At 72.1% G+C, this 23,431-nt stretch carries 20 protein-coding genes and 1 pseudogene; 12 read left to right on the top strand and 9 right to left on the bottom strand.

Going from position 1 to position 23,431, the window contains the following annotated elements; genetic code table 11:
* Window positions 1-5: 5 nt before the first annotated feature.
* Complete coding sequence (locus ACWCHM_RS00785) at window positions 6-932, bottom strand: polyphosphate polymerase domain-containing protein (RefSeq protein WP_421490095.1); 927 nt, start codon at window positions 930-932, stop codon at window positions 6-8.
* Between the two features lie 175 nt (window positions 933-1,107).
* Between ACWCHM_RS00785 and ACWCHM_RS00780 the strand changes: the two genes are divergently transcribed.
* From ACWCHM_RS00780 to galT, 4 genes are all read left to right on the top strand, one after another.
* Complete coding sequence (locus ACWCHM_RS00780) at window positions 1,108-1,704, top strand: DM13 domain-containing protein (protein ID WP_454221254.1); 597 nt, start codon at window positions 1,108-1,110, stop codon at window positions 1,702-1,704.
* Window positions 1,705-1,832: 128 nt separating this feature from the next.
* On the top strand, window positions 1,833-3,362 hold the full coding sequence (cysC, locus tag ACWCHM_RS00775) for an adenylyl-sulfate kinase (RefSeq protein WP_454221253.1): 1,530 nt from the start codon (window positions 1,833-1,835) through the stop codon (window positions 3,360-3,362).
* Window positions 3,363-3,465: 103 nt separating this feature from the next.
* Window positions 3,466-4,272 (top strand): DeoR/GlpR family DNA-binding transcription regulator, encoded by an 807-nt coding sequence (locus ACWCHM_RS00770; RefSeq protein ID WP_204957789.1) that lies wholly within the window; start codon window positions 3,466-3,468, stop codon window positions 4,270-4,272.
* Window positions 4,269-5,345, top strand: coding sequence for a galactose-1-phosphate uridylyltransferase (galT, locus tag ACWCHM_RS00765; protein WP_204957788.1), 1,077 nt, complete (start codon window positions 4,269-4,271; stop codon window positions 5,343-5,345). Before ACWCHM_RS00770 ends, galT begins: the two co-directional genes overlap by 4 nt.
* Before the next feature lie 303 nt (window positions 5,346-5,648).
* Here galT and ACWCHM_RS00760 read toward each other — a convergent pair whose 3' ends face one another.
* The 3 genes from ACWCHM_RS00760 to ACWCHM_RS00750 all read right to left on the bottom strand — a co-directional run bounded on the left by ACWCHM_RS00760 (window position 5,649) and on the right by ACWCHM_RS00750 (window position 9,560).
* A complete protein-coding gene (locus ACWCHM_RS00760) occupies window positions 5,649-6,866 on the bottom strand; it encodes an NADP-dependent isocitrate dehydrogenase (protein WP_204957787.1) in 1,218 nt (405 codons plus the stop codon).
* Window positions 6,867-7,562: 696 nt separating this feature from the next.
* Entirely contained in the window at window positions 7,563-8,513 is a 951-nt protein-coding gene (gene mdh / locus ACWCHM_RS00755; RefSeq protein ID WP_421490092.1) for a malate dehydrogenase, read from the bottom strand.
* 186 nt (window positions 8,514-8,699) lie between these two features.
* Window positions 8,700-9,560: a bifunctional methylenetetrahydrofolate dehydrogenase/methenyltetrahydrofolate cyclohydrolase gene (locus tag ACWCHM_RS00750; protein WP_204957785.1), complete on the bottom strand. Its 861-nt coding sequence runs from the start codon at window positions 9,558-9,560 to the stop codon at window positions 8,700-8,702.
* Between the two features lie 403 nt (window positions 9,561-9,963).
* Here ACWCHM_RS00750 and ACWCHM_RS00745 point away from each other — a divergent pair, with 403 nt between their 5' ends.
* From ACWCHM_RS00745 to ACWCHM_RS00725, 5 genes are all read left to right on the top strand, one after another.
* Window positions 9,964-11,568 carry a peptide ABC transporter substrate-binding protein gene (locus ACWCHM_RS00745; RefSeq protein WP_454221252.1) on the top strand — a complete coding sequence of 535 codons (1,605 nt, stop codon included), beginning with the start codon at window positions 9,964-9,966 and terminating at the stop codon, window positions 11,566-11,568.
* Window positions 11,569-11,719: 151 nt separating this feature from the next.
* The gene (locus ACWCHM_RS00740; protein ID WP_204924948.1) at window positions 11,720-12,658 is read left to right on the top strand and encodes an ABC transporter permease; all 939 of its coding nucleotides are present in this window, start codon (window positions 11,720-11,722) and stop codon (window positions 12,656-12,658) included.
* Between the two features lie 18 nt (window positions 12,659-12,676).
* Window positions 12,677-13,633 (top strand): ABC transporter permease, encoded by a 957-nt coding sequence (locus ACWCHM_RS00735; protein WP_204957783.1) that lies wholly within the window; start codon window positions 12,677-12,679, stop codon window positions 13,631-13,633.
* A 40-nt stretch (window positions 13,634-13,673) separates the two neighbouring features.
* On the top strand, window positions 13,674-14,711 hold the full coding sequence (locus tag ACWCHM_RS00730) for an ABC transporter ATP-binding protein (RefSeq protein WP_281894514.1): 1,038 nt from the start codon (window positions 13,674-13,676) through the stop codon (window positions 14,709-14,711).
* A complete protein-coding gene (locus ACWCHM_RS00725) occupies window positions 14,695-15,732 on the top strand; it encodes an ABC transporter ATP-binding protein (protein WP_281894516.1) in 1,038 nt (345 codons plus the stop codon). The genes ACWCHM_RS00730 and ACWCHM_RS00725 overlap by 17 nt, the downstream gene beginning before the upstream one ends.
* A gap of 90 nt (window positions 15,733-15,822) precedes the next feature.
* Here ACWCHM_RS00725 and purH read toward each other — a convergent pair whose 3' ends face one another.
* Together purH and purN are read right to left on the bottom strand one after the other, a co-directional pair.
* A complete protein-coding gene (gene purH / locus ACWCHM_RS00720) occupies window positions 15,823-17,394 on the bottom strand; it encodes a bifunctional phosphoribosylaminoimidazolecarboxamide formyltransferase/IMP cyclohydrolase (protein WP_454221251.1) in 1,572 nt (523 codons plus the stop codon).
* Window positions 17,391-18,011 (bottom strand): phosphoribosylglycinamide formyltransferase, encoded by a 621-nt coding sequence (gene purN / locus ACWCHM_RS00715; protein WP_088647168.1) that lies wholly within the window; start codon window positions 18,009-18,011, stop codon window positions 17,391-17,393. Before purN ends, purH begins: the two co-directional genes overlap by 4 nt.
* Before the next feature lie 185 nt (window positions 18,012-18,196).
* Between purN and ACWCHM_RS00710 the strand changes: the two genes are divergently transcribed.
* Window positions 18,197-18,493 (top strand): CD225/dispanin family protein, encoded by a 297-nt coding sequence (locus ACWCHM_RS00710; RefSeq protein WP_454221250.1) that lies wholly within the window; start codon window positions 18,197-18,199, stop codon window positions 18,491-18,493.
* Window positions 18,494-18,519: 26 nt separating this feature from the next.
* Complete coding sequence (locus tag ACWCHM_RS00705; RefSeq protein WP_204957779.1) at window positions 18,520-19,122, top strand: DUF4190 domain-containing protein; 603 nt, start codon at window positions 18,520-18,522, stop codon at window positions 19,120-19,122.
* 236 nt (window positions 19,123-19,358) lie between these two features.
* On the opposite strand, the pseudogene ACWCHM_RS00700 reads toward ACWCHM_RS00705, so the two are convergent.
* Window positions 19,359-20,633: pseudogene (locus ACWCHM_RS00700) on the bottom strand (cell division protein PerM); the annotation flags it as partial.
* A gap of 156 nt (window positions 20,634-20,789) precedes the next feature.
* Here ACWCHM_RS00700 and ACWCHM_RS00695 point away from each other — a divergent pair.
* A complete protein-coding gene (locus ACWCHM_RS00695; protein ID WP_281894526.1) occupies window positions 20,790-21,047 on the top strand; it encodes a hypothetical protein in 258 nt (85 codons plus the stop codon).
* Between the two features lie 61 nt (window positions 21,048-21,108).
* Here the strand turns inward: ACWCHM_RS00695 and sucD are convergent, their stop codons facing one another.
* Together sucD and sucC are read right to left on the bottom strand one after the other, a co-directional pair.
* Window positions 21,109-21,996 (bottom strand): succinate--CoA ligase subunit alpha, encoded by an 888-nt coding sequence (gene sucD / locus ACWCHM_RS00690; protein ID WP_454221249.1) that lies wholly within the window; start codon window positions 21,994-21,996, stop codon window positions 21,109-21,111.
* A gap of 2 nt (window positions 21,997-21,998) precedes the next feature.
* The gene (gene sucC / locus ACWCHM_RS00685) at window positions 21,999-23,177 is read right to left on the bottom strand and encodes an ADP-forming succinate--CoA ligase subunit beta (protein ID WP_454221248.1); all 1,179 of its coding nucleotides are present in this window, start codon (window positions 23,175-23,177) and stop codon (window positions 21,999-22,001) included.
* Between the last annotated feature and the right edge of the window lie 254 nt (window positions 23,178-23,431).

Here is a 23,431-nt window from a genome sequence, read left to right as displayed (position 1 = left end):
GGGGTTCAGGCCTCGTTTCTCGGGGTGGGGGCCACCAGGTCGGCGGCGGGATCGGCATCCTGGACGTGGAAGATCGAGCGCGGCACGCGACCGAACGCCTCGACGCTCTGGCAGTACTTGGAGACCCGCACCACCGACAGCTCGGCCCGGCCGGCCAGGTCGGTGAGCCAGTACGGGACCCGTTCGTTCGCCTTGACCTCGACGATCGACTTCGAGGCCGGAATGATCAGGCGGTTCTCGGCGTCCGCGCCGAGGTGGAAGTCGCGGTCCCGGCCGCGTACCCGGTGGTCGAGGGTGACCCGCAGGCCCAGGTCGGCCGCCTGACCGACGAACGCCTCACGCTGGTAGCCGGTCATCGCCACCGGACGCAGGTCGAGGCCGGAGACGAGTCCCAGCACCTCCTCGACGAAACCGCGCTGGGAGGGATCGTGGTCGATCATGACGCGCTCGTCGCAGAGTCGGCGGGCCACCCGGTAGGGCACGGCGATCCGGCGCTTCTGGGTGACCCGGTTGACCCGTTGCTTGATCTCGACGTGCACCGTCGCGTCGTCGGTCACGCCGGACCGGTCGCCGTAGTGGCGTACCCGCAGCTTGCGACGGAACTTCAGCCCCTCGATCTTCTCCCAGTAGAACCGCAGGTCGGTGGTGTCGTAGTAGACGCTCCAGACGCCGTAGCCACCGTCACCGCCGTGCGCGTCGGGCACCATCCGGGCGGCGAGTGCGGCCCGCAACGCCGGCACCTTCGTCGTCTCGACCAGGTACTTGATCTCGTACCGGTTGAACGCGTGCAGTTTGCTCGGTGCCCGGAGGGCGTGGCCGGTGTGGTCGGTGTCGCCGGGAGGGGGCGACGACTCGCGGTGCCCGCCGGCGGAGGGTTCGGCGGTGGTGGGCGGATCGGATCTGGGGGTCCGGCGGAGGAATCGTGGTCGCATGCGGTGGGCGCTCTCTGGTCGCGAAAGGGTCGCCGGCAGCTAAGGTGACCGGACCGGAAAGTCGATGTGAACGACCTATGAACGAGCTATGGATCGCGAATGTCCGACGGCGGTAAGGCTTTCGTAACGCCGCCGGCCGGCACCCGGCCGCCGTGCTCCGGCGAGACTGGGTGGCATGTCCCGTCGTCTGTTCCGTGCCCCGTTGACCTGGGTCGCCGTCGTCGTACTCGGTGTCGGGGCCGCCTTCGGCCTGTACTGGTTCCAACCCTGGAAGGTGGTGACCGACAACCAGGTCGACGAACAGCTCTCCGCAGTGGGCACCACCCCGGCCGAGGCGTCCGGCACCACCCCGACCGACGCCCCCGGCGTCACGCCCACCGGGGCCACCCCCGCCGGCAGTCCCACCAGCACCCGCCCGGTCGTGGTCAGCCGGGGGGAGTTCGTCAGTCACGAACACGACACCTCGGGCACCGCCCGGATCGTCCGCACCGCCGACGGCCGGCACCGGCTGGAACTGGTCGGGCTGGACACCTCCAACGGCCCGGATCTGCGGGTCTGGCTCTCCGACCAGCAGGTCCGCACCGGCCGGGCCGGTTGGCACGTCTTCGACGACGGCCGCCGGGCGGAACTGGGCCGACTCAAGGGCAACCGCGGCGACCAGGCGTACGCCGTCCCGCCCGGCACCGACCTCGCCGAGCTGACCAGTGTCACCATCTGGTGTCAGCGATTCGCGGTCTCGTTCGGTGCCGCGTCCCTGGTCCCGGCCGGTTGACGCTCCCCCACCGACCGGTCGGGACACGCCACCGATGATCCACTCCCGGGTCGGGAGTGGAGTGGCACTCTCGACCGATCGCCGGCCGGCTGAGAAACTGTGATCCGGCCAGCGAGTGAGGGGTACGGATGAGCAACGGTGCAGTGCTGCCCGAGGACGTGCTGCGGGACGCCCCCGCGTACGCGCCACGCCCCGGTGAGCTGGCCGATCTGGAGCTGCTGCTGAGCGGGGCGTACACCCCGCTGGCCGGCTTCATGACCCGCGCCGACCTGGCCTCGTTGCAGCGTCGCGGCAGACTGGCCGATGGCACGTCCTGGCCGGTCCCGGTGACCCTCCAGGTGCCCACCGCCGTCGCCGACGGGCTGGACCCGGCCGACCCGGGCCGGCGGACGCTGGTGCTCACCGACGGCGAGGGCGCCCCGGTGGCGGCCCTGGAGGTGACCGACGTCTGGCCGGTCCGCGAGGGCGTGGCCGGGCTGGGCGGCCCGGTGCGTCGGCTCGGCGACGGCGGGCACGGCCCGTTCCAGCGGCTGCGCCGGGGCCCGGACGAGATCCGTCCGCTGCTGCCTCCGGGCCGGGTGCTCGGGGTGATCGCCGACCGTCCGCTGCACCGGCCGCAGCTGGCGCAGATCGCGCACGCGGCGCGGACCCTCGGCGCGCATCTGCTGGTGATGATCCCGGTCGGCGAGGACGGCGTGGGCGGGCTGCCCACCGAGGCCCTGGTCCGCAGCATCTTCGCCGCCCGCGACCGGATGCCCCCGGCGACCCTGGTCGCGGTGCCGCTGCCCCGCCGGGCCGACGAGATCAGCGACGCGCTGCTGCGGGCCCGGATCTCCGCCGCCTACGGGGTGACCCACCTGCTGTCCACGGGCGGCATGCTCTCCGGGGCGGGGCTGCGGGTGCTGGTCCCCCGCGAGCTGGCCTACGACAGCCGGGACGGCCAGTGGCGCTGGCGGGACGACATCCCGCCGCGCAACCGCAAGCTCGCGCTGAGCGAGGCGGAGATCGACGACCTGCTCGACCGGGGTTTCCCGCTGCCCGAGTGGCACACCCCGCCGGCGGTGGCCAAGGAGCTGGGCCGGGCCCGCCCGCCGCGTCGGCACCGGGGGCTGGTGGTCTTCCTCACCGGGCTCTCCGGCTCCGGCAAGTCGACGATCGCCCGGGGCCTGGCCGATCTGCTGCGCGAGCAGGGCGACCGGACGATCACCCTGCTCGACGGCGACGTGGTGCGTCGGGAGTTGTCGGCCGGGTTGACGTTCAGCCGGGCCGACCGGGACGCCAACGTCCGCCGGATCGGCTGGGTGGCGGCCGAGATCGCCAGGCACCGGGGGGTGGGGATTTGCTGCCCGATCGCCCCGTACGCGCAGGCGCGGGCCGCGGTGCGGGAGATGGCCCGGTCGGCCGGGGCGGGTTTCCTGCTGGTGCACGTCGCCACCCCGTTGGAGGTCTGCGAGCAGCGCGACCGCAAGGGCCTGTACGCCCGCGCCCGCGCCGGCCTGCTCACCGGGATGACCGGCATCGACGACCCGTACGAGACGCCCACCGACGCCGATCTGGTGGTCGACACCACCGACCAGAGCATCGACGAGGCGGTGCAGGCGGTGATGACCCATCTGACCGAGACCGGCTGGGTGGAGCCGCGGCTGCCGTCCGCCTGACCTCGGGGTTCCACTTCCACCGCTGCCTGCTGCGCGCTAGTGTTCAATCTTGTTGGAACACGTGCGAGCGCGTGCAGGTGCGGGGGCCCGGGAGGTACGGCGGATGCTGGCGCGGCAGCGGCAGGCGACGATCCTCGACCGGGTCCGCACCGCCGGTGGCGTCCGGGTCACCGAGCTGGCCGCCGAGTTCGGTGTCTCCGACATGACCATCCGGCGTGACCTGGACGCGCTGCACGACCGGGGCCTACTGGCCAAGGTGCACGGCGGGGCCACCGTCACCGACCCGGGCTCGACCGACGAACCGGGCTTCCACGCCAAGTCCGTCCGGCAGGCCGCCGAGAAGGCCGCGATCGCCACCCGGGCCGCCGAGTTGGTGCGTCCGGGTGCGGCGGTCGCCCTCTCCGCCGGCACCACCACCGCCGAGCTGGCCCGACGCCTGGTCGACGTGCCGGGGCTGACCGTGGTGACCAACTCGCTGCCGGTGGCCGAGATCCTGCACACCGCCGGCCGACCCGACCAGACCGTGGTGCTGACCGGCGGGGTACGCACCCCGTCCGACGCGCTGGTCGGCCCGCTGGCCGTGGAGGCCATCCGCTCGCTGCACCTGGACCTGCTCTTCCTCGGCGTACACGGGATCACCGAGCGGGCGGGTTTCACCACCCCCAACCTGATGGAGGCGGAGACCGACCGGGCCCTGGTGGAAGCCGCCGACCGGCTGGTCGTGCTCGCCGACCACACCAAGTGGGGCACCGTCGGCATCTCCTCCATCGTCGGCCTGGGCGCCGCCGACGTGCTGGTCAGCGACGACCGGTTGGCCCCCGAGGCGCTCCGGGTGATCGACGAGAAGGTGGGCGAACTGGTGATCGTGACAGGCACGGGCCGGGCGACCGGGCGGGAGACGACGCGGTGAAGCGTACGGCGATCGAGCTGGCCGACGGCCGTGAGCTGATCTACTTCGACGAGCGGGACGACGCCGTCCGGGACCAGCCGGACCGGCGGGAGCTGCCGCCGCCCCCACCCGCCTCCCAGCTGCGCTACGACCCGCTCACCGACGAGTGGGTGGCGGTGGCGGTGCACCGGCAGACCCGGACCTTCCTCCCGCCGGCCGACCAGTGCCCGCTGTGCCCGTCGCGGGGCGACCGGCACAGCGAGATCCCCGCGCCCGACTACGATGTGGCGGTCTTCGAGAACCGGTTCCCCTCGCTGAGCCAGCGGATCGCCGACGAGCCGGCCGAGATCACCGGGTTCACCCCGGTCCGCCCCGGCCAGGGGCGCTGCGAGGTGGTCTGCTTCACCGACGACCACCAGGCGTCCTTCGCCAGCCTCTCCCCCGCCCGGGTCCGGCTGGTGCTCGACGCGCTGGCCGACCGGACCACGGCGGTCGGCGCACTGCCCGGGGTGGAGCAGGTGTTCTGCTTCGAGAACCGGGGCGTGGAGATCGGCGTGACCCTGCACCACCCGCACGGGCAGATCTACGCGTACCCGTTCGTCACGCCGCGTACCCGTTCGCTGCTGGCGGCGGCCCGCCGGCACGCGGAGCGCACCGGCGGCGGCAACCTCTACGCCGACGTGCTCGCCGCCGAGCGCGCCGCCGGTGACCGGGTGGTAGCCGCCAACGAGCACTGGACGGCGTACGTGCCGGCGGCGGCCCGCTGGCCGTTCGAGGTGCACGTCGCGCCGCACCGGCCGGTGCCGGACATCCCGGCGCTCGACGACGCCGAACGGGACGCCTTCGGCCCGCTCTACCTGGACCTGCTGCGCCGGTTCGACGGGCTGTTCGACCTGCCCATGCCGTACATCGCGGCCTGGCACCAGGCGCCGGTGCGGATCGACCGGGAGTTGGGTCACCTGCACCTGCAACTGTTCAGCGTCCGGCGGGCGAGGGACAAGCTGAAGTACCTGGCTGGTTCCGAGTCCGGGATGGGGGTCTTCATCAACGACATCGCCCCCGAGCGGGCCGCCGAACTGCTGCGCGCCGCCTGACCCCGCAGGCAGGGCGCGGGGGGCCCCGGAACAGGGCCCCCCGCGGGGAAGGGACGGCTGGCTGTGCTCGACAGCCGGGAAGGCTGGCCGGCCGGCACCGGTGCCGTGCGACGGCCGACGACAACCTCCCTGGACGCGACTGGCACCACGTCCACCCAGCTCAACGACCTTTTTCCGGGCCGGTGACGCGCCCGTCACCCGGACGGGTGGCGGCTGCGGCCTCCCGGTGCGGGGGCAGCGCGCGCCGGAGACGACGGAACCCGTCGGCGGTCCGCCGACGGGTTCCGTGGGTACGGGCGAGGGTCAGGCGCCGAGCTTGCGGGCCAGGTTCTCGTCGAGGGTGTTCATGAACTCGTCGGTGGTCTGCCACGGGGCGTCCCGCGAGATGAGCAGCGCGAGGTCCTTGGTCATCTGGCCGCTCTCGACGGTGTCGACGATGACCTGCTCCAGGGTGTCGGCGAACTCGGTGACCGCCGGGGTGCCGTCCAGCTTGCCCCGGTGGGCCAGGCCCCGGGTCCAGGCGTAGATCGAGGCGATCGGGTTGGTCGAGGTCTTCTCGCCCTTCTGGTACTGCCGGTAGTGCCGGGTGACGGTGCCGTGGGCGGCCTCCGCCTCGACGGTACGGCCGTCCGGGGAGAGCAGCACGGAGGTCATCAGGCCGAGCGAGCCGAAGCCCTGCGCGACGGTGTCGGACTGCACGTCACCGTCGTAGTTCTTGCAGGCCCAGACGTAGCCACCCTCCCACTTGAGCGCGGCGGCGACCATGTCGTCGATGAGCCGGTGCTCATAGGTGAGGCCGGCGGCGGCGAACTCGGCCTTGAACTCGTTCTCGAACACCTCGGCGAAGAGGTCCTTGAACCGACCGTCGTACGCCTTGAGAATGGTGTTCTTGGTCGACATGTAGACCGGGTAGTTGCGGTCCAGGCCGTACCGGAACGAGGCGCGGGCGAAATCCCGGATCGACTCGTCGTAGTTGTACATGCCCATGGCGATGCCGCCGCCGGGGAAGTTGGCGACCTCCATCTCCATCGGGGTGCCGCCGTCGGCCGGGGTGTAGGTGATGGTCACCGTGCCCGGGCCGGGGACCACGAAGTCGGTGGCCTTGTACTGGTCGCCGTGGGCGTGCCGGCCGATGATGATCGGCTTGGTCCAGCCCGGGACGAGCCGCGGCACGTTCGACATGATGATCGGCTCGCGGAAGACCACGCCGCCGAGGATGTTACGGATGGTGCCGTTCGGCGACCGCCACATCTTCTTGAGGCCGAACTCCTCGACCCGGGCCTCGTCCGGGGTGATGGTGGCGCACTTGACGCCGACGCCGTGCTCCTTGATCGCGTTGGCGGCGTCGATGGTCACCTGGTCGTCGGTGGCGTCCCGGTGCTGGATCGACAGGTCGTAGTAGTGCAGGTCGACGTCGAGGTAGGGCAGGATCAGCTGCTCGCGGATCTGCTTCCAGATGATCCGGGTCATCTCGTCGCCGTCGAGCTCCACGACCGGGTTGTTTACCTTGATCTTCGCCATCGGCCGGCGCTCCTCTCGGGGGACACGTGCTCAAGCAGTACGAGCGTACTGGAAACTGGTTCGCGGCACCGAGCCGGCCTCCACCCGGCGGCACCGGCCGGCGGAAAACGCCCTGTGCGCCACGGCCGGATCTGCCAGGACCACCGGATGCCGGCCAGCCGCACCCTCGGGTCTATCACGGTCCCCGCCCCACCGACGGTGAGGGACCGTTCTTCCAGCCCTGGACGGAGGCATTCCCCGGGGCGACCGCCGCACACCGGCGCGAAACCGACCGACGCGAACCCGCCTCGGTGACCGCCGACGGCCGGTGGTGGCTGCCGTTCCGCGCCTTCGCGCTACGCGACCGTTCCGCGCCTCCCGCGCCTCCCCGGTGATCAAGAGGTTCAGGTCACGCCAGACCGATCTCCTGACCTGAACCTCTTGATCACCCGGAGTCAACCGACCTGACATCCGCGATCAAGAGGTTTAGGTCACGTTGGGCCGGCCTTCTGACCTAAACCTCTTGATCACTCCAAGCCAGGCGGTCCTGCGGCGGTGATCAAGAGGTTTCGGTCATGCCAGCCGGGATTCCTGACCTAAACCTCTTGATCACCGGGGCGGGGGGCCGGGTGGGGCGAGGCGGGGTGGGGTGGCGGGGACGGCGCAGGGGCGGGACGGCTCCCGCCGTCCCGCCCCTGCGGCGGATGGTTCAGTGGATCACATGCTGGCGACGTCGGCCTGCTTGGCACGGACGGCCTCGGCGGCCTCCTTGAGGCTGGCCAGCTCGTCGGCGTCCAGGTCGGTCTCGACGACCCGCTTCACGCCCTCGGCACCGATCTCGGCCTCGACACCCAGGTAGACCCCGGAGATGCCGTACTCGCCGTCGACCCAGGCGCAGACCGGCATAACCGCGCCGGAGTCCTCGGCCACGGCCCGCGCCATCCGGGCAGCGGCGGCGGACGGCGCATAGTACGCCGAACCGGTCTTGAGCAGCGCGACGACCTCGGCACCACCGTTGCGGGTCTTGACGACCAGCTCCTCGATCTGCTCGGCGGGCATCGCGTCGCGCAGCGGCTTGCCGTTGACGGTGCTCTGCGAGGGCACCGGGACCATCGTGTCGCCGTGCGAGCCGAGGGTCAGCGTCTTCACCGACTTCACCGGTACGTCGAGGGCCTCGGCGACGAAGTTGGTGAACCGCGCGGTGTCGAGCATGCCGGCCTGGCCGAGCACCCGGTTCTTGGGGAACTGGGTGGCGAGCTGGGCCAGCGCGGTCATCTCGTCGAGCGGGTTGGACACCACGATGACGACGGCGTTCGGGGCGTACTTGGCGACGTTCTCGGCGACCTGCCGCACGATCTTGGCGTTGGTCTCCAGCAGATCCATCCGGCTCATGCCCGGCTTACGGGGCAGGCCGGCGGTGATCACGACGACGTCCGAGCCCTCGATGGCCTCGTAACCCTCGCCGCTGGGGCCGGTGGTGACGCCGACGACCTTGGTCTCGAAGCCCTCGACCGCGCGGGACTGGTTGAGGTCCAGCGCGAGACCCGCCGGCTTGCCCTCCACGATGTCGGTGATGACGACGGTGTCGAAGACGTCGTACTCGGCCAGGCGCTGTGCGGTGGTGGAGCCGTAGAAGCCGGCCCCGACGACAGTGACCTTCTTACCCATGGTCGTCCCACTCCCTGCTACCAGTCGGTTTTCCCGACCGTAACAGTCACCCCGGCACGGTTTCGGCCAGGGGCGGTGACCATCCCCGGGATGGGGCCAACGTCACCACCGCCCGGTTCCCGACGAACGGCGCGACGGGTGCCGGGCCGGGGAGACGGGCGGGGGCGGGGAGACGGGCGGGGGCGGTCAGCCGCGCTCGGCGCGTTCGACGACGTTGGTGAGCAGCATGGCCCGGGTCATCGGCCCGACGCCGCCCGGCATCGGGGCGAGCCGGCCGGCGACCTGGGCCACCTCCGGGTCCACGTCGCCGGTGTAGCGGCCCTTGCCGTCGTCGCCGATCACCCGGGTGATGCCGACGTCCACCACGGTCGCCCCCGGCGTGATCATGTCGGCGGTGAGCAGGCCGGGCACCCCGGCGGCGACGATGACGATGTCGGCGGCGCGGGTGTGTGCGGCGAGGTCGAGGGTGCCGGTGTGGCAGAGGGTGACCGTCGCGTTCTCGCTGCGCCGGTTGAGCAGCAGGCCGAGCGGGCGGCCGACGGTGTTGCCCCGGCCGACGAGCGCGACGTTGGCGCCGCGCAGCGGCACGTCGTACCGGCGGAGCAGCTCGACGATGCCGCGCGGGGTGCAGGGCAGCGGACCGTCGTAGCCGAGCACCAGCCGGCCCAGGTTCACCGGGTGCAGGCCGTCGGCGTCCTTGTCCGGGTCGATCATCTCCAGCGCCCGCTGGGTGTCCAGGTGCGCCGGCAGCGGCAGCTGGACGATGTAGCCGTGGCAGCCCGGGTCGGCGTTCAGTTCGGCGAGGACGTCGTCGAGCTGTTGCTGGGTGGCGTCGGCGGGCAGCTCGCGGCGGATCGAGGCGATGCCCACCTCGGCGCAGTCGCGGTGCTTGCCGTTGACGTACGCCTCGGAGCCGGGGTCCGCGCCGACCAGGACCGTGCCCAGGCCGGGGGTGACGCCCCGCTCGGCCAACGCCTTGACCCGTACCCGCAGCTCGTCCTTGATCTTGGCTGCGGTCGCCTTGCCGTCCAGGATGATCGCCGTCACGACCAGATCGTCTCATGGCCGGCGGACGGCAGGCCGACGACGGGGAACCCGTGACTTTCCGTGAGGTGCCATTACTCACCCTGAGTGAGGGTTTTCGGCCGACCCACCTGCCGTACGGGACGGACGGGCCGGGTCGGACCCGGTCCGGACATCCGGCGACCCCGTGCCGGGACAGGCGATCCGGGGCGACGTAGCACCGGAACCGCCCTCGACACCCCGCCAGCACGCAGGGATTTTGCCCAAAGCGCTATACCAGCGAAGGTCGTCGTCGACAAGGGCGTAGCCGGTGATCGCAACACTGTCGTTGTCGTCGGGCCGAGCCCGGCCTACCGTTGCTGAACGTTGCGCAGAGTCACCCAGCGCCGGGTCCGGCTGCGCTACGTCATGAGATGAGGAGACCCCCATGCGTGTGCGCAGGCTTGCCGCCTGGACCGCTCTCCCGCTCGCGGTGACGCTGGGCCTGGCGGCCTGCGGCTCGGGCGGCGGCAGCGGAACCGGCCAGTCCGACCCCGACGCGGCCGTGCGGATCGAGATCGCCGAGCCGCAGCACCTGGTGCCGACCAACACCAACGAGACCAGCGGCTCCCAGGTGCTCGCCGCCCTGTTCAGCCCGCTGGTCGACTACGACGAGGCCAACAAGCCCCACGAGGTGGCGGCCGAGTCGGTCACCTCGTCGGACAACAGGGTCTGGACGGTCAAGCTCAAGGACGGCTACACCTTCCACAACGGCGAGCAGGTCACCGCCGACAACTACCTCGACGCCTGGAACTACGGCGCGTACGCCCCCAACGGGCAGAACTCCAGCTACTTCTTCGAGAAGATCGCCGGGTACGCCGACCTCCAGGGCGACAAGCCGGCCGCCGAGCGGCTGTCCGGGCTGAAGAAGGTCGACGACCTGACCTTCACGGTGACGCTGACCGAGCCGTACAGCGAGTTCAAGTCGATGCTCGGGTACACCGCCTTCTACCCGCTGCCGAAGGCCGCCTTCTCGGCCCCCGGCGTGCTCAGGGAGGGCTACGAGCAGGCCCCGGTCGGGCAGGGCCCGTTCCGGATGAAGGGCTCCTGGCAGCACGACGCCAAGGTCGAGGTGGAGCGCTACGACGCCTTCCCCGGCGAGCAGCCGAAGGTGGGCGGCGTCGAGTTCCGGATCTACCAGCAGCCGACCGCCGCGTACGCGGACGTGCTCTCGGACAACCTCGACGTGATCAAGACGATCCCGACCGAGAACCTGTCCACCGCCGGCACCGACCTGGGTGACCGGTTCCAGCAGAGTCCCGCGTCGTCGTTGCAGGTGCTGGCCTTCCCGACCTTTGAGAAGGAGTTCAGCAAGCCCGAGGTGCGCAAGGCGATCTCGATGGCGATCGACCGGGACGAGATCACCAAGTCGATCTTCAAGGACTCGCAGCAGCCGGCCCGCTCGTTCGTCTCGCCGGTGGTCGCCGGCTACCGGGAGAACACCATCGGCGCGGCCGGCGAGTTCGACCCGGCCAAGGCGAAGGCGGCGTACGAGGCGGCCGGCGGCCCGAAGAAGATCGAACTGTCGTACAACGGCGACGGCGGGCACAAGGACTGGATCGACGCGACCTGCAACCAGCTCAAGGCCAACCTGGGCGTGGACTGCGTCGGCACCGCCGAGCCCAAGTTCGCCGACCTGCTGACCAAGGTCAAGGCGAAGCAGCCGGTGGGTCTGTTCCGGATGGGCTGGGTGATGGACTACCCGTCGATGGAGAACTACCTCGGCCCGCTGTACAGCACCAACGGCTCGTCGAACTACTACGGCTACAGCAACCCCGAGTTCGACAAGCTCCTCGCCGAGGGCGCCAAGGCACCGAACGAGGAGGCCGCGATCGCCAAGTACCAGGCGGCCGAGGACCTGCTGGCCGAGGACCTGCCGGTGATCCCGCTGCGCTACGGCCAGAACAACTTCGGCCACTCGACCAAGGTGAAGAACGTCCAGATGGACCTCTTCGACCGGGTCGACCTGCTGAAGATCGAGGCGGTCAGCTAGTCCGGGAGGGCGTCGGCGGCGAGCGGGCCGCCGGCACGTGCAGGCGCGTCGGCGGCAACGGGGCCGCCGGCGGGAGCAACGGGTCGGGTCATCGGTGGACGGTGACCCGACCCGCCTCCGTCTCCGCTACTTTTGGGCAAGACTGCACAGTATGTTCCGCTTCGTTCTGCGGCGTCTGCTCCAGATGGTCCTGGCCTTCTTCGGGACCACCCTGATCGTGTACGCCCTGATGTTCGCCGGCCAGGGCGACCCGATCCAGGCGCTGGCCGGGGAACGGCCGGTGACCCCGGCGCAGCGGGCGTACCTGACGGAGAAGTTCCACCTCGACCGCACCGGCGTCGGCGGCTTCCTCTACCGCTACCTCGACTACCTCAAGAACCTGCTCCAGGGTGACCTCGGGCAGTCGCTGACCGGCCGGTCGATCGGGGACATCCTCGCCGCCGCCTGGCCGGTCACCGTCAAGCTGGCGCTGATCGCGATGGCCGTGACGATCCTGTTCGGGGTCACCGCCGGGGTCCTCGCCGGCATCCGCCGGGCCAGCCTCTTCGACAACGCCACCCTGGTGCTGACCCTGCTGGTGCTGGGCATCCCCACCATCGTGCTGGCCCCGCTCGCCCAGTACCTGCTCGGCGTCCGCTGGCCGGTCTTCCCCCCGACCGCCGGCGCCGACCCCGACCTGTGGGCCCTGCTGCTGCCCGGCATCGTGCTCGGCTCGCTGTCGCTGGCCACCGCGCTGCGGCTGACCCGTACCTCGGTCGCCGAGAACCTGCGCGCCGACTACGTGCGAACCGCCCGGTCGAAGGGGCTGGCCCGGCGGCGGATCATCGGCGTGCACGTGCTGCGCAACTCGCTCATTCCCGTGATCACCTTCCTCGGCGTCGAACTGGGCAACCTGATGAGCGGCGCGATCATCACCGAGGGCGTGTTCAACATCCCCGGCGTCGGCTTCAACCTGTTCCGGGGCATCCGCACCGAGGACGGCCCGCTGGTGGTGGGCATCGTCAGCGTCCTCGTCGTGGTCTACCTCGTCGCCAACCTGGTGGTCGACGTCCTGTACGCCGTCCTCGACCCGAGGATCCGCTATGAGTGAACGCAGCGAGGTGCCGGCATGAGCGACTTCGAGACGGTGGCGGCGACGGAGGACCAGGCCGCCCGGCGCGGGGTCTCCGGCGAGCCCGGGACGCCCGACCGGGTCGGCGTACCGCACAAACCCCGCAGCCTGGCCGGGGACGCCTGGCGCGACCTGCGCCGCAAACCGGTCTTCTGGATCAGCCTGGTGCTGGTCGTGCTGGTCGCCGCGATGGCCGCCGTGCCGTCGCTGTTCACCGCGAACGACCCGCGCGACTGCGTGCTGTCCCGCCAGCACGCCGGGCCGTCCGGTGGAGCCGTCTTCGGGTACGACTTCCAGGGCTGCGACACGTACGCCCGCGCCGTCTACGGGGCCCGCGCCTCGCTGCTGGTCGGCGCGCTGTCCGCCCTGCTCACCGGGGCGATCGCGCTGGTCGTCGGGATGGTGGCCGGGTACTTCGGCCGCTGGGTCGACGCGGTGCTCTCCCGGGTGATCGACATCGTGCTCGGCATCCCGCTGCTGCTGGCCGCGATCGTGCTGCTCAAGCGGGTCAGCACCAGCAGCGACACGGTCCGGCTGTTCGCGGTGATCTTCGTGCTGGCGGTGCTCGGCTGGACCACCGCCGCCCGGGTCGTCCGATCCTCGGTGATCACCGCCAAGGAGCAGGACTACGTGGCCGCCGCCCGGATGCTCGGCGCGGGCCACGGCCGGATCATGTGGCGGCACATCCTGCCCAACGCGCTCGCCCCGGCGATCGTGGTGCTGACCATCGCGCTCGGCTCGTTCATCGCCGCCGAGGCGACGCTGAGCTTCCTCGGCATCGGGCTGAAGGCCCCGACCATCTCCTGGGGCATCGAGATCGACGCCGGCCGGGTGCACATGCGCGAGTCGGCGACGCCACTGGTCGTCCCGTCGGCCTTCCTCGCGCTGACCGTGCTCGCGTTCATCATGCTCGGCGACGCGATCCGCGACGCCTTCGACCCGAAGCTGCGGTGAGGCCGATGTCCACCCCGGGCGCGAGCGAGAGGCAGATCCGGTGACCGAGTCCGCACCCCGGCCCACGCCGGCCTCACCCACCCCGCCCGGCGGCCACCTGCTGGACGTCCGCGACCTGCACGTCGAGTTCCGTACCGGCGAGGGGGTGGCCAAGGTGATCAACGGGGTCTCCTACCACCTGGACCCGGGCGAGACGCTCGCCGTGCTCGGCGAGTCCGGCTCCGGCAAGTCGGTCACCGCCCAGGCGGTCATGGGCATCCTGGACACCCCACCGGCGGTGATCCGTTCCGGTCAGATCCGCTACCGGGGCCGCGACCTGCTCACCCTGCCCGAGGAGCAGCGCCGGCAGGTACGCGGCAAGGAGATCGCGATGATCTTCCAGGACGCCCTGTCGGCGTTGAACCCGGTCTTCCCGGTCGGCTGGCAGATCGGCGAGACGCTGCGCCACCGCGACGGGCTGTCCCGCGCCGACGCCCGACGGCGGACCGTCGAGCTGATGGACCTGGTACGCATCCCCGGTGCGGCCGGACGGCTCGGCGACCACCCGCACCAGTTCTCCGGCGGCATGCGGCAACGCGTCATGATCGCCATGGCGCTGGCGCTGAACCCGAAGGTGCTGATCGCCGACGAGCCGACCACCGCCCTCGACGTCACCGTGCAGGCCCAGATCATGGACCTGCTGGCCGACCTGCGCCGCGACCTCGACATGGCGATGATCCTGATCACCCACGACCTGGGCGTGGTGGCCGGCGTCGCGGACCGGATCGCCGTCATGTACGCCGGCCGGATCGTCGAGCACGCCGACGTCCGCCCGCTGTACCGGGCACCGGCCCACCCGTACACCAGGGGGTTGCTGGCCTCGATCCCCCGACTGGACGTGCGCGGCCGGGAACTGTCCACCATCCGGGGCCTGCCGCCGAACCTGATGCGCATCCCGGACGGCTGCCCGTTCCACCCCCGCTGCCCGTACGTGCAGCAGGTGTGCGTGGACGTGGTGCCCGACGACCTGGTCCTCGCCGACGGCCGGACCAGCGCGTGCCACTTCGCGCAGGAGGTCCACGATGACCGCGACCGCTGACCCGACCAATGTCCGGGGCGAGACCATCCTCGCCGTCGACGACCTGGTCAAACACTTCCCGATCACCCGGGGGGTGCTGTTCCGGCGGCAGGTCGGCGCGGTCCGCGCCGTCGACGGGGTCAGCTTCACCCTGCGCCGGGGCGAGACGCTCGGCATCGTCGGCGAGTCCGGCTGTGGCAAGTCGACCCTCGCCCGGGTGCTGATGCGGCTGGAGACACCGACCTCCGGCCGGGCCACCCTCCAGGGCCGGGACCTGCTCTCCGCCGCCGGGGGCGAGCTGCGCCGGCTGCGCCGCAACATGCAGATGGTGATGCAGGACCCGTACACCTCGCTGAACCCGCGGATGACGGTGGGCGACATCATCGGCGAGCCGTTCGACATCCACCCGGACGCCGCCCCGAAGGGCAGCAAGCGCGGCCGGGTGCAGGAGCTGCTGGACGTGGTCGGCCTGAACCCGGAGCACGTCAACAGGTACCCGCACCAGTTCTCCGGCGGCCAGCGGCAGCGCATCGGCATCGCCCGCGCGCTCGCCCTGCGCCCCGAGGTGATCGTCTGCGACGAGCCGGTCTCCGCCCTGGACGTCTCGATCCAGGCCCAGGTGATCAACCTGTTGGAGCAGCTCCAGGACGAGTTCGGGCTGTCGTACGTGTTCATCGCGCACGACCTGTCGGTGGTCCGGCACATCTGCGACCGGGTCGCGGTGATGTACCTCGGCCGGATCGTCGAGATCGGCACCGAGGAGGAGATCTACGAGCGGGCCACCCACCCGTACACCCAGGCGCTGCTGTCGGCGGTGCCGGTGCCCGACCCGCAGGCCCGGGGCGCGGCCGGCATCATCCGGTTGACCGGCGACGTGCCCAGCCCGGCCGACCCGCCGTCCGGCTGCCACTTCCGCACCCGCTGCTGGAAGGCCGAGGAGATCTGCGCCCGGGAGGACCCGCCGACCGTCCCCCGCCCCGCCGACCCGCACCCCAGCGCCTGCCACTTCGCCGCCCTGCGCGACCCGCCGGGCGGGGGGTGACACCGCCCACCGCCGCCGGACACACCTGCGGCCGAGCGCGGATGCCGCTCGGCCGCAGGTGGTACGCCGGGTCGGGCCCGGCCGGGTGGATCAGTGGAAGAAGTGCCTGGTGCCGGTCAGGTACATGGTGACGCCGGCCTGCTGGCAGGCGGCGATGGTCTCCTCGTCGCGGACCGAGCCGCCGGGCTGGACGATCGCCCGCACCCCGGCGTCGATCAGGATCTGCGCGCCGTCGGCGAACGGGAAGAAGGCGTCGGAGGCGGCGACGGAACCCCGGGCCCGCTCCGCACCGGCCCGGCTGACCGCCAGCCGGGCCGAGTCGACCCGGTTGACCTGGCCCATCCCGACCCCGACCGACGCGCCGTCCTTCGCCAGCAGGATCGCGTTGCTCTTGACCGCGCGGACCGCCCGCCAGGCCAGCGCCAGGTCCCGCAGGGTGGCCTCGTCGGCCGCCTCGCCGGTGGCGAGCTTCCAGTTGGCCGGGTCGTCGCCCGCGGCGTCGATCCGGTCCCGCTGCTGGACGAGGACCCCGCCGGTGACCTGCCGCCACTCGGCCGGCAGCGGGGCGAAGGCCGGGGCGCGCAGCAGCCGGATGCTCTTCTTGCCCTGGAGGATCTCCACCGCGCCGGGCTCGAACTCCGGTGCCACCAGCACCTCGGTGAAGATCTCCGCGACCTGCCCGGCCAGCTCCACCGAGACCGGCCGGTTGACGGCGATCACCCCGCCGAAGGCGGAGACCGGGTCGCAGGCGTGCGCCTTGCGGTGCGCCTCGGCGACGTCCGCGCCGACGGCGATGCCGCACGGGTTGGCGTGCTTGATGATCGCCACCGCCGGCTCGTCGGGGAAGTCGTTCGCGGCCCGCCAGGCGGCGTCCGCGTCGACGTAGTTGTTGTAGGACATCTCCTTGCCGTGCAACTGCTCGGCCTGGGCCAGCCCCGGTGGGCTGCCCGGGTCGGCGTAGACGGCGGCGCCCTGGTGCGGGTTCTCGCCGTAGCGCAGCGTCGCCTGCCGGCGCAGCGCCAGCCCGGCGAAGTGCGGCCAGCCGTCCTCGGCCGGGGCGGCGGTGCCGGCGAACCAGTCGGCGACCGCGACGTCGTACTCGGCGATGTCGGCGAACGCGCGGGCGGCCAGCGCCCGCCGCTGGGCCAGCGTGAACCCGCCCTCGGCCAGCGCGGCGACCAGCGCCGGGTACGCGGCCGGGTCGGTCACCACGGCGACCGAGGCGTGGTTCTTGGCGGCGGCCCGGACCATCGCCGGCCCGCCGATGTCGATCTGCTCGACGCACTCGTCCGGGGACGCGCCGGAGGCGACGGTGGCCTGGAACGGGTAGAGGTTGGAGACCAGGACGTCGATGCCGGCGATGCCGTGCTCGTCGAGCTGCGCGCCGTGCGACTCCTTGCGCAGGTCGGCCAGGAGCCCGCCGTGGATCTTGGGATGCAGGGTCTTGACCCGGCCGTCGAGGATCTCGGGGAAGCCGGTCACCTGCTCGACCGGGGTCACCGGCACCCCCGCGCCGGAGATCGTCGACGCGGTGGAACCGGTCGAGACGATCTCGACCCCCGCCTCGTGCAGCGTCCGGGCCAGCTCGACCAGACCGCTCTTGTCGTAGACGCTGACCAGCGCCCGCCTGATCGGGCGGCGGGAGTCCTGCGGGGCACTCACGGAACCGTGACCTTTCTTCCGGTGATCGTCCAACCTGCACGGACCAGGCGACCGACCTGCTCGACGAGCTGGCGGCGCTCGGCTTCCTTGATGCGCTCGGTGAGCGTCTCCTCGTCGTCGTCGTCGAGGACCGGCACCGCCACCTGCGCGACGATCGGGCCGGTGTCCATCCCGGCGTCGACGAAGAAGAGGGTGGCCCCGGTGACCTTGACGCCGTAGGCGAGCGCGTCGCGGGGGCCGTGGATGCCGGGGAACGCCGGCAGCAGCGTGTTGTGCGTGTTCAGGTAGCGGTCGCCGAAGGCCGCCAGGAACTGCGGCCCGACCAGCTTCAGGAAACCCGCCGAGATCACCAGGTCGGGCCGGTGCTCGGCGACGTGCGCGGTGAGCGCCTTGTCCCAGTCGGCACGGGTGGGATGGTCCTTCACCCGGTCGACGAAGGTCGGCACCCCGGCGGCGGCGGCCCGGTCCAGCCCGACGATGCCGTCCCGGTCGGCACCGACGGCCACCACCCGGGCCCCGTAGCCGGGGTCGGCGGTGGCGTCCAGCAGCGCCTGGAGGTTGCTGCCGGAGCCGGAGACGAGGACGACGAGGCGGGCGACGGACGCGGGCTCGGTCACCCGGCCACCCTAGCGGGCAGGTCGGCACGCCCATCCTGCGGGCGGCGACGTTTCGGGTGATCACGCGTGTCGCCCCGGCACGGTACGCTGCCGGTCGCCCGGTGGCCGGGTCGTGCCCGCCACCGCACCCCATAGCCAATGATCAGGTACGGACGCCGTACCGACGTGAACGAGGAGCACCTCAGATGCAGCCCGGTTTCCCCAACCCGCAGCAGCCGATCAACAACAACATGACCGCGTCGATCGTGGCCATCTTCTTCTTCTGGCCGCTGGCGATCCCCGCCATCATCAACGCCTCGAAGGTCAACCCGGCCCTGCAGCAGGGCGACTACGCGGGTGCCGAGGCCGCCGCCCGGGAGTCCAAGAAGTGGTCGAAGCTGGCCTTCATCATCGGTGGTGTGTGGCTCGTCATCGTGCTGCTGTGCTGCCTCTTCGGTGGTGTGATGGGTGCCATCGACGGCAGCAGCACCAGCAGCTACTGACGGCCCACGACTGAGGAGCAGCCGAGATGCAGCCCGGAAACCCCGGCCACGACCCGTACGGCCAGCAGCCCCCGCACGATCCGTACGGGCAGCAGCCCGTCCCGGGCCAGCCGCAGGACCCGTACGCCGCGCCGCAGGCACCGTACGGGCAGCAGCCGGCGACGCCGTACGGTGAACAGCCGCCGTACGGCCAGCAGCCCCCGCACGACCCGTACGGCCCCCAGCCCACCTCGGGCCAGCCGTACGGTCAGCCACTCCAGCCGGACCCGTACGGCCAGCCCGTCCACAAGGACCCCTACGGGCAGCAGCCGTACGCCGCGGCGGCCGGCTCCTACCCGGGGGCCGGCTACCCGACGCCGCAGGGGCAGCAGAACACCCTCGGCCTGGTGTCGCTGATCCTCGGCATCGCGTCCCTGCCGCTGCTCTGCTGCCTCTTCCTGGGCCTCCCGGTCGCCATCGGCGCGGTGATCACCGGCTGGCTGGGCATGCAGAAGGCGAACCAGGGCCTGGCCAGCAACGGCGGTCAGGCCAAGGCCGGCCTGATCTGCGGGGCGGTCGCGGTCGGCCTCGGCATCCTGCTGCTGCTGCTCAACCTCATCGGCAGTTTCACGCTCCCCACCTCGCCCTGACCCGGGCGGGCACGATCGAGGGGCGTCCCGGCACCGTCCGGGGCGCCCCTCGCCGCGTGTCCGGCAGGGCCACCCGGCGGTCGGGCCGCCGGTCAGTCCGGAACCGGGCGGGCCGGCCGTTCCTCGGTGCCCCGGGTCGGCCGGTGCCGCTCCCCGGCCGGGTCGGACCGTTCCGGAGCCCTCCGGGGGCGGCCGGCGGGCGGGCGGGGCCGGGCGGCCGGGCGGGCCGACGACGGCCGGTCGAGCACCTTGGCGGCGGCGGCCCCGAGCAGCGCGCCGACGGTGACCACCGCGGTCGCCACCGCCGCCACCTGCCACGGCACCGGGCCGATCACGGCCAGCCGGCCGCCGCCGAGCGGGCCGCCGGAGGCCGCCGCGGCGAGCCCGACGACCAGGCCGACCACCGGACCGGCGAGCGCGGCCGGGCCGAGCAGCGCCGGCCAGGCCGGCGGGGTCCACTCGTCGGCGTCCGGGCGGAGCAGCCGGCGAGCGAGCAGCCAGCCCGCCGTCATGCCGGCCAGCACCGGCACCGCCAGCAGCGCCGCGCCGAGCCCGTCGACCGGGCCGCTGGGCAGCCCGGCGAGCAGCGGTACGGCCGGCAGCGACCCGACGGAGACCTCGCTGAGCCGGACCGCCGTGCCGGTGCCGACGGCGAACCCGGGGCCGAGCAGGTAGGCCGTCGACCAGACGGTGGCGTTCGGCGCGTAGGCGAGGCTGACCAGGGTGATGCCGGCCTGCCCGGCGACCCCGGTCCGGTAGGCCCCGATCAGGTCGGCGGCGTCTCCGCCGCCGGTCGCCACCGCAAGGCCCGCCGCGCTCGCCCCGGCGGCGAGCAGCAGCAGGGCGGCGACCAGGCCGGTGCGGACCCCGTCCCGCAGCACCGGTGCGGCACGGTCGGCGACCAGGCGGGTGACCCCGGTGGTGCGGGCCGCCCCGACCAGCGCGGCCAGCGTGCCGAAGAGCAGCAGGGTCAGCCCGGACCGGACCGGGGACACCCGCAGGCCGCTGCTGTCGACGAGCAGCGCGGCCAGGACGCCGAACACGGCGTATCCGAGGCCGACCGCGAGGGCGACGGTGGCCGCCCGCCGGGGTGACCGGCCGTCGCGCGCGCCGACCGCGCGGCTGGCGTGCACCCCGGCCCGGGTCAGCCGCCAGAAGGCGAAGGCGCAGAGCGTCAGCGGGACGAGGCCGAGCCGGCCGGCGGTGGTCTCCAGCGGCACCCCGTGACCGAGCAGCCAGCCGGCGAGCCCGGCGCGCAGCGCACCGACCAGCGAGCCGGCGTCCTCGCTGAACTGGGCCAGCCCGAGCACCACCGCCACCGGCAGGTACGAGGTGACGGCGGCGCCGGCCGCGGCCACCCCGGCGGCGACGGGCAGCGGCGCCCGGGAGCGCCCGGACTGCTCCGGCCGGCGGGGTGCGGGTACCCGGGCGCCGCCGGCACGGCCTGGCGGCCGGCCGCCGGTGCGGGCACCGCTGGGCCGGCGGGGCTGATCAGGGGTGGTCGAGGACATCGGCTCTACTCTGGCATGCCGCGCCGGTGGTGGCTGCCCGTCGGGGCCGCCCGGGGCCGGCGAGTTCCGTGATCCACCGCCGTGGGGCCCCGATCCGGTCTAGCCTCGGCGCAGGGACGCGACCGAAGTCGTGGCACCGATCGCCCGGAGGAAGCCGTGAACGCTCCGTACCCACCGCCACCGGCCGCGGCCGGGCGGGACCGCACCACGCTCTGGGGGGTGCTCGGCATCGTCCTCGGCCTGATCTGCTGCGGAATCCTGGGCATCATCTTCGGTTACCTGTCGATCCGCGACGCCAAGCGGTACGGCCAGTCGCCGGTCCTCGGCTACCTGGCGATCGCGTTCGGCGTGATCAACATCATCGGCACCGCGATCTGGCGGGCCAGCGGGAACTACCCGCTCTGGAACAACTGAGGGGGCCGACCGTCTCCGGTCGACCCCCTGCGTCGCTCGCTCGGGTGGTGCGGTGCACGGCTCAGCGGCCGGACATCAGCTCCCGCATCAGCTTGGCGGTCTCGGTCGGGGTCTTGCCGACCTTGACGCCGACCGCCTCCAGGGCCTGCTGCTTGGCCTCGGCGGTGCCCGCCGAGCCGGAGATGATCGCGCCCGCGTGCCCCATGGTCTTGCCGGGGGGCGCGGTGAAGCCGGCGATGTAACCGACCACCGGCTTGGTGACGTTGTCCTTGATGAACTCGGCGGCCCGCTCCTCGGCGTCGCCACCGATCTCGCCGATCATCACGATGGCGTCGGTCTCCGGGTCGGCCTCGAACGCGGCGAGCGCGTCGATGTGGGTGGTCCCGATGATCGGGTCACCGCCGATGCCGACGCAGGTGGAGAAGCCGATGTCGCGCAGCTCGTACATCATCTGGTAGGTCAGCGTGCCGCTCTTGCTGACCAGGCCGATCCGGCCGGAGCCGGTGATGTCGGCCGGGATGATCCCGGCGTTGGACGCGCCCGGCGAGGCGATGCCGGGGCAGTTCGGCCCGATGATCCGGGTCTGCTCACCCTTGGCCACGTTGTACGCCCAGAACGAGGCGGTGTCGTGCACCGGCACGCCCTCGGTGATCACCACGGCGAGCGGGATGCCGGCGTCGATCGCCTCGACCACCGCCCCCTTGGTGAACTGCGGCGGTACGAAGATCACCGTGACGTCCGCCCCGGTCTCCCGCATCGCGTCCGCCACGGAGGCGAACACCGGCAGCTCGGTGCCGTCGAAGTCGACGGTGGTGCCGGCCTTGCGCGGGTTCACCCCGCCGACGACCGAGGTGCCGGCGGCGAGCATCCGCCGGGTGTGCTTGGAACCCTCGGATCCGGTCATCCCCTGCACGATGACCTTGGACTCCTTGGTCAGCCAGATCGCCATCGTCAGACCCCCGCAGCTGCCAGCTCGGCGGCCCGCTCGGCCGCGCCGTCCATGGTGTCGACCCGCTGCACGAGCGGGTTGCCGGCGCCGTCGAGGATCGCCCGACCGGCCTCCGCGTTGTTGCCGTCGAGCCGGACCACGAGCGGCTTGGTGACCTTCTCGCCACGCTCCTCCAGCAGGGCCAGCGCCTGGATGATGCCGTTGGCGACCTCGTCGCAGGCGGTGATGCCGCCGAAGACGTTGACGAAGACGCTGCGCACCGACGGGTCGGAGAGCACGATCTCCAGGCCGTTGGCCATCACCGCGGCGCTCGCGCCGCCGCCGATGTCGAGGAAGTTGGCCGGCTTGACGTTGCCGTGCCGCTCGCCCGCGTAGGCCACCACGTCGAGGGTGGACATGACCAGGCCCGCGCCGTTGCCGATGATGCCGACCTCGCCGTCGAGCTTGACGTAGTTGAGGTCCTTCTCCTTGGCGGCCTGCTCCAGCGGGTCCACGGCGGCCTGGTCGACCAGGGCCTCGTGGTCCGGGTGCCGGAAGCCGGCGTTCTCGTCCAAAGTGATCTTGGCGTCGAGCAGCAGCAGCGTGCCGTCGCCCGTCTTGGCCAGCGGGTTCACCTCGACCAGGGTGGCGTCCTCGGCGACGAGGGCCTTCCACAGCCCGACCGCGACCGCGACGACCTGGTCGGCGACCTCGGCCGGGAACCCGGCCGCGTCGACGATCTCCCGGGCCTTCGCCTCGTCCACACCCTCGACCGCGTCGATCGGGGCCTTGACCACCTTGTCGGGGGTCTCGGCCGCGACCTGCTCGATGTCCATGCCGCCGGCCACGCTGGCGATGCAGAGGAAGGTGCGGTTCGCCCGGTCGAGCAGGTAGGAGAAGTAGTACTCCTCGGCCACGTCCGCGGTCACCGTGATCATGACCTTGTGGACGGTGTGGCCCTTGATGTCCATGCCGAGGATGTCGGTGGCCCTGGCCACCGTCTCGTCGGCGCCCTCGGCCAGCTTGACGCCGCCGGCCTTGCCTCGGCCGCCGACCTTCACCTGCGCCTTGACGACCACCCGGCCGCCGAGGCGTTCGGCGATCGCGCGGGCCTCCTCCGGGGTCGTGGCGACGCCGCCGGCGAGCACGGGCAAGCCGTGCCGCTCGAACAGGTCCCGCCCCTGGTACTCGTACAGGTCCACGATTGCGCGTCCCGTCCCGTCTCCGCGGCGCGCCGTCGCGCCGCCGCCAGCGTTGTGGAAACTCCGTTGACGCCTGTCATCAGTTGAAACAGGCCATTGGCCGCAGCCTAGCGAGGTGGGCACCGGCGGCAACCGAGCGGGTGCGCGGTGTGCGGTAATGCACAGCGCGCCGCCGACGACTCGCCGGTGGCACAAATTGGTCCACAGGTTGTCCCACGCAAGGCGTAACCCCACCGTACGGGCGTCGTTGAGTC

This window comes from Micromonospora sp. SCSIO 07396 (genome assembly GCF_053667945.1).
Note: the sequence above shows the minus strand (reverse complement) of the source record. Positions and strands in the feature narration are given on the sequence as shown.